Consider the following 15327-nt stretch of genomic DNA (forward strand, 5'->3'; position numbering starts at 1 on the left):
CCGGAGCGAGGCGGCCATGCCCAAGATGTTCGCACGACGCGCGGCAGCGGCCCTGCTCGCCCTGGCACAGCCAACCACCGCCTGGGCCGCGACGCTGAAAATCTATCCGGTCCTGGTCGCGCTTGACGACAAGACCCCGGTCGAGACGATGACGATCGAAAATAGCGGCGATGCGCCGGCCCGCATGCAGGTGCGGGTCGTGGCATGGCGGCAGGATAATGGGCAGGATCTGTTCGAGGAAACACGCGACATCCTGGCCAATCCGCCGCTGTTCGAAATAGCCGCAGGCGGGCAGCAGATTGCGCGCTTCGGCCTGCGCACGGCCGCCACGCCGACCGAGAAAAGCTATCGCGTCTTCCTGGAGGAGATCCCGACCGATCGCCCGACCGCCGCTGGCGAGATCCGCACATTGCTGCGCGTCAGCATCCCGATCTTCGTGACCGCGCCCGGTGCGCAGGCATCCCTGGCGTGGCAGCTGACCGCCACCAGTGACCGGCAGCTCACGCTGACCGCACGCAATGAAGGCAGCGCGCACGTCCACCTCAATCGCCTCGACCTGAAGCGGGCCGACGGCACGCCATTGGCGACGAGGCAGGAATCGATCTACATCCTCCCCGGCGCGACACGCAGCTTCCTGTTCGACATGCAACGACCGGTGGGCGGCGGAGAGAAGCTGACGCTGGAGGCGGCCACCGGCCAGCGCAGCCTGACCGCGGAGCTCGTCCTCCAGTCGGCATCCCATGCCGGTGGGACGCGCTAGCACCCTTCTTGTCCTGCCCTGCGTCGTGGCCAGTTGCGGCATTGCCAGCGCGCAGGACAGCGCGCCGACGACAGGCGCGATTGCGACGACGGCAGACGCGACGGCGACGCCGACAATGATGCTGGCCTCGGTCACGCTCAATGGCCGGCTGTTGCCAGGCGACTATCTGCTTGCGCGGCGCGCCGGCGCATTCCTGGTGCGCGTGAAGGATCTGGCCGCCTGGCGGATGCGCCCGCCGACCGGCACGGCAATGATGATCGATGGCGACGCCTTTGTCGCGCTATCCTCGCTCGGCGGCGTCGCGGCCGCCTTCGACGAGCCCAGCCAGGCCCTGTTGCTGACGGTGTCGCCCGAAGCCTTCGAAGCGACCAGCGTTGCGCCGGCCAGCGCCGTCGCCGCGCCCAGCGACAATATGCTCGCCGCCTTCCTCAATTATGACATTTCTGCCGAATATGCCGGCAAGGCGCGCCTGGGCGCCTTCGTGGAGGCCGGGCTGTCCGATGACTGGGGCGTGGTGTCGAACAGCATGCTGCTGGGCAACGGCACGGTCTATGGCCGGGCGACCCGGCTGGACAGCTATTATCTGCGTGACGATCCGATCAACCTGACGCGCCTCGTCATCGGCGATGGCGTAACGGATGCGCGCGACTGGACGCGGCAGATCCGCTTTGGCGGCGTGCGCTTCGGCACCGAGTTCGCCCTGCAGCCAAGCCTCCTGACCTTTCCGACGCCGTCCCTTGCCGGCAGCGCCGCCGTGCCGTCGAACGTGGAGCTGCTGGTGAACGGCACCCAACGCTTCCAGACCGACGTCGGCCAGGGGCCCTTCTCCATCAACCAGGTGCCGCTGGTCACGGGCGCCGGCCAAGTGACGCTGGTGATCCGCGATCCGCTGGGCGTGGAGCGGCGCGTCACGTCGAGCTACTATGTGAGTTCCCACCTGCTGCGCGCGGGCCTGGCATCCTGGTCTATGGAGGCAGGAGCCGAACGGCGCGGCTATGGGCTGCGCAGCTTCGGCTATGACAATCCCTTCCTGGCCGGCACCTATCGCCGCGGCCTGACCGACCGGCTGACGATCGAGGGACGGGCCGAAGCCAGCGCCGACGTCACCATGGCCGGCGGCGGCGTCAACATGATCATCGTTCCGATCGGCGAGATCAGCCTGGCGGCAGCGGGATCGACGAGCCAGGCCGGTGAGGGCCTGTTGTATCGGGCAGCCTTCGCCCGCAACGCGCCGACCTGGAACGTCGCTCTCAGTTACCAGCGGGCGTCGAACCGCTATCGCGAAATCGGCGTGGAGCGCGACAGCGAGCGGATCGTGGAACAGGTGCAGGGCTCTGCCGGATGGAGCCTGGGCACCATGGGCACGATCGGCGCATCCTATACCAGCCTGACCTATGCCGACAGCCAGTCCGCCCGCGTCCTGTCGGGCAATTACAGCCTGTCCCTGCGCGACAAGGCCTTTGTCAGCGCCTACGCGATCCGCAGTCGCTTTTCGGAAAGCGGCCATGAAAACAGCATCGGCTTCAATCTGACCATCCCCTTCGGCCCGCGCAGCAGCGCCTATCTCCAGGCCGATCGGGGTGGCGTGCGGGCGGAAATGCGCAGCACTCCGCCGCAAAGCGGAGGCTGGGGCTATCGGGCGGCGATTTCGACCGGCAGCAATGCGCAGCAGCAGGGCGAGATTCTGTGGCGCGGCAATGCGGCGGAGATGACCGCGCAGGTGGACCGTGCCGGCGGACAAACCGGTTGGCGTGTCACCGGCCAGGGCGGGCTGTTGCTGGCCGATGGCGCGCTGTTCCCGACCCGCCGGGTGGAAAGCGGCTTTGCCGTGGTGCGCGTGCCCGGCCAGGCAGATGTGCGCATCTATCAGGAAAACCGACTGGTCGCGCGGACCGACGCCCGTGGCATGGCCGTCATTCCCGACCTGCGCCCCTATGAAGTCAATCGCCTCAGCATCGCGGCGGCGGACGTGCCGATCGACATCCGGATGCCCAATGACCAGATCAGGGTGGTGCCGCGCTACCGGGGCGCCGTCAGCGCACGTTTCGTCGCGGTCCGGGAGCATCCGGCGACATTGCGCATCGTCATGCCGGACGGCGCGCCGGCCGAAATCGGCGCCAGCGTCACCGCGGAAGATGAAAAATCCTTCGTCGGCAATGATGGTGCCGTCTTCATCCGTAGCCTTCACCCCGGCATGATGCTGACCGTCGATACGGCACACGGCCCCTGCCATGTTCGGGTCGACGCCGTGCCGGACGAAATGCTACCAGTGATCGGGCCGCTGACATGCGTGCCATAAGGAGGATGAGGATGCGCACTGGCCATGCCCTCTACGCCGTTGCGGTCGCGCTGGCGGCCCTGTTCATGGCGACACCCGCGCAGGCAGCGTGTGATCCCCTGGCCCTGTGCACCTGTACCGTATCGGCAAGCGGCCTGAGCTTCGGCAATTACAACCCTGTCGCCAGCGGGGATAATGATTCATCGGGAACGGTGCGCGTGCGCTGCTCGCTGGTGGTCGCGCTGGGCGGCAGCTACACGATCCAGCTGAGCAAGGGGACATCGTCCACCTATGCGCCACGCGTCCTGACCAGTGGCGGCTCGACGCTCGCCTATAATCTCTACACCAGCAATGCGCGCAACCAGGTCTGGGGCGATGGGACCGGCGGATCGCAGACGGTGACCAGCAATTTCATCGCGCTGCTCAACCTGGACCAGACCACGACCGTCTATGGCCGCATCCCGGCCGGGCAGAATGTCCCGCCGGGCAGCTATTCGGACACGGTGCTGGTCACGGTCATCTTCTGATCAGGCGGCTCTGAACAGCGCCTATTCATTGGCTGCCAGGGAATAACCATGGCAGGTCTGCGCGTCGAACTGGGTGGTCGTGATGCAATCGCGGCCGCGCTGCTTGCTGGCGTAAAGCTGGCGATCGGCTTCCGCCATCCACAGCTCGGCGGGCAGGTCGGCATGGCAACGGGCACTGGCGACGCCGATGCTGACGGTGATGAAGGGACTGACCTGCGACTGGGCATGGGGAATGTTGAGCGACTGGATCTGCAGCCGGATTTCCTGCGCGACCAGTTCGGCCCCCTGGGGGTCCGCGCCGGGCAGGATGCAGGCAAACTCCTCGCCGCCATAGCGCGCCGGCAGGTCGGTCGCGCGCTTGACCGCGCGGGTCAGCGCGGCGCCGACCATCGCGATGCAGCGATCCCCGGCGGGATGTCCATAGGTATCGTTGAACTGCTTGAAGAAATCGATGTCAAGCATGATGACCGACATCCATTCCCCGGTCCGGGTCAGGCGCGCGCTTTCCGCCTGCAGCGACCGTTCCATGTGGCGACGATTGCTCAGGCCCGTTAGCGCATCGGTGACGGCCAGCGTCGCGAGCTGATCGCGCAGGCGCTTGAGTTCGACATGGTTGCCGACCCGCGCGCGCAATATCGCCGGCTGGATCGGCTTGGTCACATAGTCGATCGCGCCCAGCGACAGGCCGCGCATCTCATCTTCCGTATCGCCAAGCCCGGTGGTGAAGATGATCGGTATGTCGACCAGCATGATGTCCGCCTTGATCTGGCGACAGACTTCGAACCCGTCGATGCCCGGCATCAGCACATCCAGCAGGATCAGGTCGGGCTGCACCGTGCGTGCAATGTCCAGCGCCTGCTGGCCCGACGTGGCGAAGCAGATCTCATAATCATCCTCCAGCACGGCGTTCATGATTTCGATGTTCGAAATCTCGTCATCGACGATCAGGATGGTGGCCTTGCTCATGATGTCGCTCCTGCCGGATCGATCGACCGGCCTGCTGTGCCCGCGCCCGGCGCATCGATCAGCGCGAGGGCGGTTTCATAATCCAGTTGCTCCAGCGCCCGCTGAACCGGATGGCCGGCGCGCTGATCGGCCGTCAGCCCCATCGCCTGGGCCAGCCGCTCGAACCCGGCGCGGGCGCTGAGGCTCCGGCGCGCGAGCAGCCCGCGCAACTCGGTGCGCGCCTGTTCGACCGCGTCATCATCCTGGACGGTGACGATCGCGACGTCCGATGCCTCTGCCCCCCCCGTCAGGCTGCGCGCGGCAGCAATGGCCGGTGCGATCGCCACCTCCAGATCGACGATCGCGGCCAGCGCCGGCCCGGTTTCATCCGCCGCCAGCATCCGTTCGATATCCGACGCGATCTGCTGGACGCCAGGCAGTTCCAGCGATCCGGCCACGCCCTTCAGGCTATGGGCCAGGCGCCGCGCATCGGGCAGCAACCCTGCCGCCAAATGCGCCCGCAAATCCCGGCCGACATGGTCATAGCTGTCACCGAAGGTGACGATCAGCTTGCGCAGCAGCCCGGTCTTGCCATTGACCCGCGCCAGTGCGGCGGGCAGGTCGAAGGGCGGCAGCCGATCGGGCAGCGACGAACCGGCAACCGTCGGCACGACCGGCGACGGCAGCGGCGTGGTCACTCGTCCCGCCTTCAGCCAGCGATCCAGCACCCTGACCAGCACCGGCGGCTCGACCGGCTTGGCGATATGATCGTTCATGCCCGCGGCCTTGCAGCGCTGCTTTTCCTCCTCATAGGCATGGGCCGTCATGGCGATGATCGGCAGATCCTCGGCGTTCCATTGCTCGCGGATGATGCGGGTGGCGCTGATGCCGTCCATTTCGGGCATCTGCACGTCCATCAGCACGGCGGCATAACCCGCCCCCTTCTCGCGCACCATGTCGCAGGCGATGCGGCCATTTTCCGCGAAATCCACCTTCAACCCGGCATCGTCCAGCAGTTCGGCCGCAATCTCGCGGTTGATCTCATTATCCTCGACCAGCAGCACGCGCAGCCCGCGCAGCGCTTCGGCCACCATCGGCAAAGCGGGCGTGGCCGGCGCGGCGACATGGACGACGGGCGCATGTTCCTCGGCGAAAATCTCGGTGATCGTATCCAGCAATATCTTGGGCACGACCGGCTTGGTCAGGAAGGCGGCAACCTTGTCGGTATCGACACCCTGCAACAGATCGTCGGCGCCATAGGCGGTGATGATCAATGCCTTGGGCTGGGGATGGCGCAGCGCCCTGGCGCGCAGCGCATCGACCGTCTCCATGCCGTCCAGGCCGGGCATCTTCCAGTCGAGCAGGGCCAGGTCATAGGGCTCGCCCCGTTCGTCGGCATGTTCGATCGCAGCGATCGCCTCGCCACCCGACGCCACCAGATCCACCGCCATGCCCCAGCCGGCAAAGACGTCATGGATGATCTGGCGCGACGCCGGATTGTCGTCGGCGGCCAGTACCCGCAGCCGGCGGACATGCGCCGACATCGGCATTTCCAGTCCCATCGCCCGGTCGTCCGCATCCATCAGCATGTGGCAGATGAAGCTGCTGCCCTGGCCGGGTGCGCTCTCGACCGCAATGTCGCCGCCCATCTGCTCCACGATCTGGCGACAGATGGCGAGGCCAAGGCCGGTGCCACCGAACCGCCGCGTGGTCGAACTGTCCGCCTGGGTGAAGGAATGGAACAGCGATTTCTGCTGCTCGGGCGTCATGCCGATGCCGGTGTCGCGCACCGTCAGCTTCAGCCGCACCCGGCCATTCTGCTCGGACGCCGACAGGCCGATGGTGACGGTGCCTTCCTCGGAAAATTTGACGGCATTGCTCATCAGGTTGAGCACCACCTGGCAGAAGCGCATTTCGTCGCCGATCAGCCGCTCGGGCACATCGGCATCGACCCGTGAGACGACCCTGACCTGCTTCGCCTCGGCATTGGCCGCGACCAGCTGGATCTGGTTCTCGATCGCGCTGCGCAGGGTGAAAGGATGCGCCTCCAGCGTCAGCTTGCCCGCTTCATTCTTCGAGAAATCGAGGATGTCGTTGATCAGCCGTAGCAGCGATACGCCGGCCTGGTTGATCTTGCCGATATAATCCTGCTGCTTGGGGTCCAGGTCGGTCCGGGCGACCAGATGGCAAAAGCCCAATATGGCATTCATCGGCGTGCGAATTTCATGGCTCATATTGGCCAGGAACAGGCTCTTCGCGCGATTGGCCTCCTCCGCCTCGCGGGTCCGCGCCTCCAGCGCCTGATTCTTGGCCAATATCTCCTCGCCCATCTTCTGGTTGCGCTGGAAACTCTCGACCAGCTTGTCGCTCAGCCAGACCAGCACCGCCGTCTGGAAGGCGACGATGCCGGCATGCAGCAGCACCCGTTCCAGATTGCCCTGCCCCGGAAACACCGCATAGGGCAGCAGATAGAGCAGCAGCAGATGATGCAGCGCCGTCGCCGTCGCCGCCGCCAGGATGGCCCGCTTGTCGCACCAGGCGATGGTCAGCGCCAGCATGGCGAAGAAATACATGTGCATGTCCATCTGCCAGGCATGGCCGCGCAGCAGGAACAGCAGGATCGCCGGCTCGCCCATCAGTGCGACGGCGGACAGATAGCGGGTCGCAGGGGCGATCCCCTGCCGCCACCAGGTCAGATGATAGGCCCCCGCCAGCAATGTGCCGCCCAGCGCCGCCGCGATCGGCGAATGGCCCGTGAGCAGGGCCACCGTCGCCAGCAACGGCACATGCGCCCAGAAGAGCGGCACGAGGAAGCGGCCGAAATGGAAACGCAGCTTGTCCAGCTCGATAATCATGATGCCTGCCCCCCCGGCAATGGTTCGCCGCATTCGATCCGCGACGGCGTCGCGATCACGCCCCAGGCCCCCGCCCTGCGCAACGCCGCCGCGAAATCCGGCCGGTTCGACCCGGCAATGATGATGTTGGACAGGCGCCCCATGCCGACCAGCCCCCCGTCGGCCGCCCGCACCAGGTTGATCGCCTCGGCCCGCGACGCCCCCCAGGGCGCGATCACCAGATAGCGTCCCGAGCCGCTGCCGCTCATGATCCAGGCGGCCGCCAGCCCGACCAGCCCCGCCAGCAGCAGCAAAGCCGCAGGCAAATAGGCGGACATGGCGCAGGACGCGTCCATGCTGCCCGCGCGCGCGGGACGGTTCAAACCCTTGAGCAACCCTGCCTCATCCATCGCATTATTAAGCCATGGAAGCATTTTACAATGGTTAAGAGGCCTTTGCCTGTTCTGTTCGCAAAATGATCGCCTGCCTTTCTCGACACGCCCAATATTTACATATGAAATTACAGAAAACGGGCTTGGATTGGCGGCATAATTTACAAGTTATACGTCAACCGCGCACTCTTTTCTGCAATTCCGGCATCGGCTTGCCCGGCTCGCCCGAACATGGCATCTGCGCCGCCCGAACCCATATTTTTGCCGGACGAGCCCCTGTCTATGGTCGTGCACAACGCTGCGCCCGGCCCTTGGAGGCGCTTCTCCGGCATCGCCGAGGACAATGCGCCAGCCTGCCCGTCATCCGTCCCTGTCCGACCATCAGCGCACCGGCGATGACTCCATCGCCGCGACCGCGCCGGATCGCGCGTCCCGCCCGGCTGCGCATGATGCCGCCTGATGCTGTTCGGCCAGCTTCATTCCGATATCTTCGCGCTGTTCGCCGGGTCGAACCGCTTTCTCTACGAGCGCGTGCTGATCGGCCTCTATGAGGGCTTCTACCGTTCCGACCTGCATTTCCCGACCCAGGGTGAGGTCGTCCAGCTGATCTATACGCTGCTGGGCGACAATGCGGAGCTGTGGCGCGAGGATGAAAGCCCGGTGGTGCTGGACAAGCTGGCCGCGCGCCCCGGCCGCCGCGTGCGCCGGCGCAAGCTGGAAGCCGCCGACGCACAGGCGACCAGCGCGGCGATGATGCGCGCCCGGCACATCTACAACCGGCTGCAGGCAACCGGCTGGATCGAGGAAAGCCGCTATGGTCTGAAGGTCACGGTCGACATGCCGGCCGGCGCCATGCGCCTGGCCGAATTTCTCTGCAGCCTGCGCGAAGGCCTGTCCGACCAGCTTGGCGGCCTTGTCATCCAGGTGAAGAACGAGCTGGAAGCGCTGCAGCGCAATGCGCGGGAAAATGCCCCCGGCCTGCACAAGGCGGCGCGCGACGCCGCCAGCTTCGGCCGCTATCTGCGCAGCGTGCTGAGCGCGCTGCGCGACATCGACAAGCGGGTGGTGGAAAGCGACAGCGTGGGCCGCCGGCTGCGCCATTATTTCGAGGATTTCGTCGAGAAACTGTTGCTGCAGGATTATGCGGCCATCTCGACCACCTCCCACCCCTATCGCTTCCGCCATCGCATCTTCACCGCGCTGGACGCGATCGAGGATTCGATCGCCGACGTCGCCGCCATCGCCGAAGCCTATCATGAGGCCCGGCTGGCGCCCGATCCGTCTGCCGCCCGTGATCTGGTCTATGACGATCTGCACAAGGTGCGGCGCGTGTTCGACCAGATCGAGGAGGCTTTCGAGCGCATCCAGCAGCATCGCAGCCGGCTGGAAACGCGGCTGCGCAACACCGTCCGCTATGCCGGACGGCGCGGCAACAGCTTTCTCCAGCGCAGCGAGCCGATGCTGCTGCGACTCGACCGGCTGCTCGCCCGCACGGATGAGCAGGATATGGCGCCGTCCATGTCCGGCCTGCTGGAACCGCGCCGGTCCTATTGGTCCCCCGCCCTGCTCGCGCGGCCGCGCACCTATCGTTCGACGGTTTCGGGCGGGCTGCTGGTCCTGCCGCCGCCCGATCCCCTGCGCGAATGGCGCAAGCGGCTGGACCGCGACTATCTGGCCCGCCTGGCCGTCACGCCCGAACAGGTCAGCCGATTCCTCGAACGGCGCGTGGCGCCCTTTGGGTCCGGCGAGGCCAGCCGCTTTCCGATCGAGACGGTCGATGATTTCCTGACGCTCGAAGCCCTGCGCCTGTCGGTGCTGGCCGCCGATGCCGATGGCCGGGGCAATGCCATCGCCAACCATCTGGCGCCCCATTTCCGCTTCTCGGTCGATACCGGATCGACCATCGACAATGACTGGCTGCACTGCGCGGGCTTCACCGTCTCGCGCATTGGCGACGCCGTGACCCCAGAGATACAAGATGCTCAGTGAATTTCAGACCCTGGAGGCGCGCGATCCGCGCCGGATGCACCGCGTGACCCAGGCGATCAGCCAGTTGCTGCGCCATCAGTTCCTGCATGTGCAGGATCGCGGCTCATCGGCGCTGCTCGAAGTCCTGCTCCGCCCCGATGTCGAGCGGCTGGTGGCGGATTATTTCGAAGTCGCCGGCTATCGGCTGGTGGTGCGCGAAAGCGAGGGCTGGGCCGGCATCCTGCCCGACACCGAACAGATCGGCCATCCGCGCATGCGGATCGACGAAACGCTGGTGCTGCTGCTGTTCCGCCGATTGTGGGAAGAAGGCATCCAGGAAGGCGATGTCGAACGCTATGGCAGCGTGATGGTGACGCTCAACGCCGCCTATGACGCCTATCAGGACATGGTCGCCCGCGCCCGCCGCGCGACGCTGGGCATCAACGAGTTCAAGGCGCTGGTCACCGCGCTCGACCGCCGGGCGATCGTCCATATGGGCGACATCGACGAAGAGCTGGAGGACATGCCGATCACCATCCGCGCACTGATCGCCACCGTCGCGGGCGAGGAGTTCATGGCCCATCTCGAACAATTGCTGGCCGGCGGCGACTATCAGGAAAGCGAGACGGAGGAGCCCGTCATCGATCTGGATGACGCCGACGAGGAGGAGGTCGCATGATGCAGCTTGCCCATATCGCACTGGTGCAATGGCATCTGTTCGGTCGCGAAGACCTGGCCGTTGGCGGCGACACCGCCGTGCTGGGCCAGAACCGCTCCGGCAAGTCGACGCTGATCGACCTCATCCAGGCGGTGATGACCGGCGGCTCGCGGCGCTGGTATCAGTTCAATCGTTCCGCCGGCGAAACCGGCAGCCGCAAGTCGGAACGCACGCTGCGCGGCTATTGCCTCGGCCAGCTCAACGAACATGAATTTCTGCGCCAGGAATCCGTCACCCACATCGTGCTGACGTTCGACGACCCCGACGGCATGCGCCCACCGGTGAGCGTGGGCCTGTGCGTCGAGGCATCCGCGATCGAGGATGCACAGGTGGTCGGCCGCTATATCGCGCCCGGCGTGCGAGTGAATACCGACCTGCTGATCGAGCATCTGGATGGCGGGCAGCAGCGCTCGGCGCCCTGGAGCCTGGTGCGCGAACGGCTGGAGCAGGCCTGCGCAGCGGCCGGCACCCAGCTCATTCGCCCCGACGGCCCGCGCAACCATATCCGCGAATATATGCGCCAGCTGTTCACCGGCCGGCGCCACAGCGATCCGGATCGCTTCATCCGCGCCTTCGTCATGGCCCTGTCGTTCGAGGATATGCGCTCGGTCGAGGGCTTCGTGCATAATTTCCTGCTCGCCCGGAACGACATCGACATCGGCGAACTGCGCGAAGGCATCCAGCGCTATCGCGACATCCAGAAGGATGTGCATGAGCTGGAACGGCGGCTCGACGCGCTGCGGGCGCTGGCCGAACTCGTGTCCCGCTTCGTCACCTTGCTGGAACGGGAGGATGTCGCCCGTGGCACCGCCCGCCTCGCCGCCATGATCGAGGCGGGCGCCGCGCTGATCGCCAATCTGCGCGAACGGCGCGACACGTTGGCGGAACTGGACGACATCCAGCAGGATATCGGCCGCTGCGATGCGGAGATCGCGGCACTCGGCGAGCGGCAGGACAGCCTGCTCGCCCAGTCCGTGGCGGAGGGCGCCGCCGGCAAGCGTGCCGTGGTCGCCAGCGAACTCAAGGCCGTGGACCTGGCCCGCACCGGCGTGGTGCAACGGCTCGAAGCCCGTTTCCGTGCGGCCGCGCTCGGCGCCAGCCTGCTCGACCATCGCGAGCGGCTCGCGCCTCTGAAGCTCGCCCCCCTGTTCCAGGCGCTGGAGGCGCTGCGCCAGCAGAGCGATGGGCTGGAGCCGCCGACATGGCCGCGCGATCCGCTGGCGATGGAGGAACTCATCGCCACCGCCCGCCGCAGCGCCATCGATAGCGTCGCCAAGATCCAGGAACGGCGCGACCAGGCGATCGCCCAGCGGCGCGGTCTGCAGGACGAGCTGGCCGATCTGGTCGCGCGCCGCGACAAGGCGCGCGCCGGCCAGGTGAGCCTGGACGATCGCACCACCCGCCTGATGGCCGCGCTGGAGCGCGAGAATATGCGTCCGCGCACGCTCTGCCAGGTGGCCGAAATCGTCGATCCGCAATGGCGCGAAGCGGCGGAAGCACTGCTTGGGCGCGACCGCGAGGCGATCCTGGTCGATCCCGAACATGCGTCCCGCGCGGTCGAGATCGTGCGCGCCAACCGCGACGGCTTCCGCGGATGCCGGGTCATCAACAGCCGCCGCCTCGCCGAACAGCCGCCCGGCTTCGACACCGATTCCCTCGCCACCGTCTTTGCCAGCGACGACCCATTGGCGATCGCCTTCCTGCGCTTCCGCACCGGCCAGGTGCGCCTCGCCGGCACCCAGGCGGAATTGCTGGCCGGCGGCCGCGCGATCATGCGCGATGGCGCCTATAATAGCGGCATCGTGGTCGAGGTGCTGCGCACCCGCGACCTCAAGATCGGCCGGGCCGCAGCCCCGCTGATGGAGGCCGAACTGCTTGCCCGGATCGAGGATCGGCAGGCGCTGATCGCCGTCCATGCCGAAACCGAGCGGTTCCACGACGATATTCATCGCAAGCTGCTGCCGCTGATGGCCGATGTCGATCCGGCCGACCGGCTCGACCTGCTGGTCGCCGCGATCGACCAGCATGAGGAAAGCCGCACCGAATTGCGGCACCGGATCGACAAGATCGCGATGACGGTCGATCCCGCGATCCAGCACAATCTTGACAAGGTGAAGCTGCAACTGCGCAGCGCCACCGAGGAAAAGGAAGAACTGATCGGCCGGCGCGGCCAGCTTGGCCAGGCCAGGATCGAAATCCAGCGGCGGCTGGATGCGGGCGATGCCCAGCCCGGCTCCTGGCTCTGCCTGCGCTCGCGGCGCGCCCTGTTCAAGGATCGGGTGCGCTCATCGGCCAGCCTCTCGATCCTGCGCGAGGCCTATCGCCAGCAGCGCGGACGTCCCCTGCCCCGACTGGTGCAGGAGATGATGAAGCGCGCGGACGAGGCCCGCGACGCCTATCAGGCGTTGCAGGGCGAAATTCGCGAGACGCTGGGCCATTACCGCGCCGATTTCGACAATAGCGCGCCCATTGCCCTGCCCGGCGCGATCGCGACCGAGGTGAAGCCCTGGCTCGCCGCCAATATCGCGGCGCTGGAAGAAAATGAGCTGATCCAGTATCGGCGCCAGGCCGACGAAGCCGCCGAGCAGATCGGCCAGCTGTTCCGCACCGCCTTCATCCATGAGCTGAACGCCCGCTTCAACGATCTGCGTTCAGAGCTGGACAACCTCACCCGCGCGCTGCGGATGCGGCCGCTCCATGGCGAGATCTACACGCTCCATGCCCGTCCCAAGGAGGAGTTCGCCGCGCTCCACCGGCTGGCGCGGGAGAGCGAGCATGACGAACTGACCTTCGACGCCCTCTTTGGCCGGGCCGCGCCGCGCGACGCCGAACATGCCCAGGCACTGGCGGAGGTCGAACGGCTGCTGAGCGACGAGTCCCTCGATTTCTCTGCCTATCAGGACTACCGCAATTACTTCACCTTCGACCTGCGCATGGAGGATGTGAACAAGGGGCGCACCACCAGCTATGACAAGCGCAAGGGCACGGCGAGCGGCGCGGAGCGGCAGGTGCCCTATTATGTGGTGATCGGCGCGGCGCTGGCCAGCATCTATCATGGCGCGCGCCGGCAATATGAGCGGTCGGAACTGGGCCTGGGCCTTGCCGTGTTCGACGAGGCGTTCAGCAAGATGGACGGTCCCAACCAGCGCACCCTGCTCGAATTTTACGACGATATCGGGCTGCAGGTGGTGATCGCTGCGCCATCGGAAAAGCGCGCGGTCGTCTATGAAAATCTCGACAGCGTGATCGACGTGTTCCGCCATGGCGACAATGCCAGCGCCGAAGCCGTCCGCATCAAGCCCCACGCCCGCACCCAGATGCGCGCCGCCAACCCGCAACATTTGGACGATGCCGCGCTGGCCGAACGGCTCGACCTCTTCGCGCTCGACAGCGCGGAATAGGAAAGGCCGGCTTCAGGGGCACCGTCCCGCGCCCCTGAAGCCGCCATTCGATCAGGGGCGCGACGCTGCCACGCGGATCACGCCCACGCCCTTGACCGTCTCGATCTTCGTGCCGAACGGCGCGGACAGGCGCTGCAGCCGCTCCAGGATGCGCGCGCCCACGGTGGCATCGGCCAGGTGCGGCACGCCCTTGCCCGCGCCCGTCGCGTTGACGCCCAGGTCGACGGGATAGAGGCGGATTTCACTCAGCTGGCCATCCTTGTAATGGCTCACCGCGATCACCGTTTCATAGAGGTTGGGATCGCCAAATTCCTTCGCGCCGCGCGCCTGCAGCAGTTCGGGCGCGGTCACGCTGCCCGGCGTGATGCCGAACTGGTCGTACATGTCGGCCGGCAGGTCATCCAGGCTGTTGTTCATCATCGCGAAGTTGCCGAGCGAATAGAAGATCGGCTTGCCCTTGTAGATCTCGATCCCGCGCAGCTGGTGCGGGCCATGGCCGACATAGGCATCCGCGCCGGCATCGATCGCCTGATGCGCCAGACCCTGGGCGAAATTGGCTGGCGTCTGGTTGGCATTGCCGGGCTCATGATTATGCAGCGAGAAGACAGCGAAATTGCCATTCTGCTTGGCCTGGCGCACGGCCAGCATGTTCGCGGCGACATCCCTGGCATTGAGATCATATTCGATCGTCATCGGTGCGGTCGGGCTTGTCGTCGCCCGATATTCGCGGCCCTTCATCTTGACCGGCGCGCCCGCCTTGGTGCCCGCCAGCCGCGCGATCGTCGCCAGATCGGCGTCGGAGACCAGACCGACCTCGACGCTGCGGATGGCGTTGGCGCCGCCACGGCCGGGCACCTGGCCCAGCGGATCGGAGGCCGGCGACATCGGCGTGAAGCTGGTGGTGGCCGACACCAGTCCGACGCGGCCATGCGGCCCGTCATAATAGGCCGGGGCGCGGGCCGCGGTCATCGAACGGCCGGTGCCGGCATGGACGATATGCGCGCCATCGAGCAGCGCCAGCGTATCATACAGCCCCTCCACGCCCCAGTCGGTGGCGTGGTTGTTGGCATGGCCGACAATGTCGATGCCCATCTTCGCCACATCGGCCGGGACGGCGGGATCGGCCAGCATCCAGGTGCCGCCCGACTCCGCCTGGGGCGAGCCCTTGAAGGTCTTGAGGTCGAGCGCGGTCGTCTCGAAATTCCCGAAGGTCACGTCCGCACCGCGCAGGATGCGCAGCATGTCGGGCGACTGCTGCTCGATCGTCGCCAGCATCGGCCGCAGATAGATGAGGTCGCCCACCGCCGCGAAACTGAAATCACCGGCGATCGGGCTGGTCGGCACGCGGCTGGTCGACAGCTGGCCACCGCTTTCCTCTTCCTCGGCATGGGCCGCGATCGGCGCGGTCAGCATCAGCGCGGCGCCGGCCAGCGACAGGCTACGCACTGCGCGGCGGCGAAGGATATTGGACATCATCAACGGACTTCCCCTTTGTAACTTTATG

General features: G+C 66.3%; 10 protein-coding genes. 6 read left to right on the top strand and 4 right to left on the bottom strand.

Annotated features, from left to right (window positions below; translation table 11 throughout):
• Positions 1–16: 16 nt before the first annotated feature.
• Genes ACI6S0_RS14085 through ACI6S0_RS14095 form a run of 3 tightly spaced genes read left to right on the top strand, consistent with a single transcriptional unit; the run spans position 17 to position 3565 of the window.
• Positions 17–760 (top strand): fimbrial biogenesis chaperone, encoded by a 744-nt coding sequence (locus tag ACI6S0_RS14085; protein ID WP_434403426.1) that lies wholly within the window; start codon positions 17–19, stop codon positions 758–760.
• A complete protein-coding gene (locus ACI6S0_RS14090) occupies positions 747–3059 on the top strand; it encodes a fimbria/pilus outer membrane usher protein (RefSeq protein WP_434403427.1) in 2313 nt (770 codons plus the stop codon). The genes ACI6S0_RS14085 and ACI6S0_RS14090 overlap by 14 nt, the downstream gene beginning before the upstream one ends.
• 11 nt (positions 3060–3070) lie before the next feature.
• Positions 3071–3565 (top strand): Csu type fimbrial protein, encoded by a 495-nt coding sequence (locus tag ACI6S0_RS14095; RefSeq protein ID WP_279606448.1) that lies wholly within the window; start codon positions 3071–3073, stop codon positions 3563–3565.
• Between the two features lie 21 nt (positions 3566–3586).
• Here ACI6S0_RS14095 and ACI6S0_RS14100 read toward each other — a convergent pair whose 3' ends face one another.
• From ACI6S0_RS14100 to ACI6S0_RS14110, 3 genes are read right to left on the bottom strand one after another with little or no spacing between them, the layout of a single operon-like run.
• Complete coding sequence (locus ACI6S0_RS14100; RefSeq protein ID WP_037507622.1) at positions 3587–4531, bottom strand: diguanylate cyclase; 945 nt, start codon at positions 4529–4531, stop codon at positions 3587–3589.
• Positions 4528–7365 (bottom strand): response regulator, encoded by a 2838-nt coding sequence (locus ACI6S0_RS14105; protein ID WP_434403428.1) that lies wholly within the window; start codon positions 7363–7365, stop codon positions 4528–4530. Before ACI6S0_RS14105 ends, ACI6S0_RS14100 begins: the two co-directional genes overlap by 4 nt.
• Positions 7362–7682, bottom strand: coding sequence for a hypothetical protein (locus ACI6S0_RS14110; protein ID WP_230588499.1), 321 nt, complete (start codon positions 7680–7682; stop codon positions 7362–7364). Before ACI6S0_RS14110 ends, ACI6S0_RS14105 begins: the two co-directional genes overlap by 4 nt.
• A gap of 513 nt (positions 7683–8195) precedes the next feature.
• On the opposite strand from ACI6S0_RS14110, the gene ACI6S0_RS14115 reads away from it, so the two are divergent.
• Genes ACI6S0_RS14115 through ACI6S0_RS14125 form a run of 3 tightly spaced genes read left to right on the top strand, consistent with a single transcriptional unit; the run spans position 8196 to position 13823 of the window.
• Entirely contained in the window at positions 8196–9725 is a 1530-nt protein-coding gene (locus tag ACI6S0_RS14115) for a Wadjet anti-phage system protein JetA family protein (RefSeq protein WP_434403429.1), read from the top strand.
• Positions 9715–10383: a DUF4194 domain-containing protein gene (locus tag ACI6S0_RS14120; RefSeq protein ID WP_037520296.1), complete on the top strand. Its 669-nt coding sequence runs from the start codon at positions 9715–9717 to the stop codon at positions 10381–10383. The genes ACI6S0_RS14115 and ACI6S0_RS14120 overlap by 11 nt, the downstream gene beginning before the upstream one ends.
• A complete protein-coding gene (locus tag ACI6S0_RS14125) occupies positions 10380–13823 on the top strand; it encodes an SbcC/MukB-like Walker B domain-containing protein (protein WP_434403430.1) in 3444 nt (1147 codons plus the stop codon). Before ACI6S0_RS14120 ends, ACI6S0_RS14125 begins: the two co-directional genes overlap by 4 nt.
• A gap of 51 nt (positions 13824–13874) precedes the next feature.
• Here the strand turns inward: ACI6S0_RS14125 and ACI6S0_RS14130 are convergent, their stop codons facing one another.
• Positions 13875–15299, bottom strand: a complete 1425-nt coding sequence (locus ACI6S0_RS14130) for a CapA family protein (protein ID WP_434403431.1) — start codon at positions 15297–15299, stop codon at positions 13875–13877.
• Positions 15300–15327: the final 28 nt, after the last annotated feature.

Source organism: Sphingobium sp. DN12, assembly GCF_051058005.1.
GTDB lineage: Bacteria > Pseudomonadota > Alphaproteobacteria > Sphingomonadales > Sphingomonadaceae > Sphingobium > Sphingobium yanoikuyae.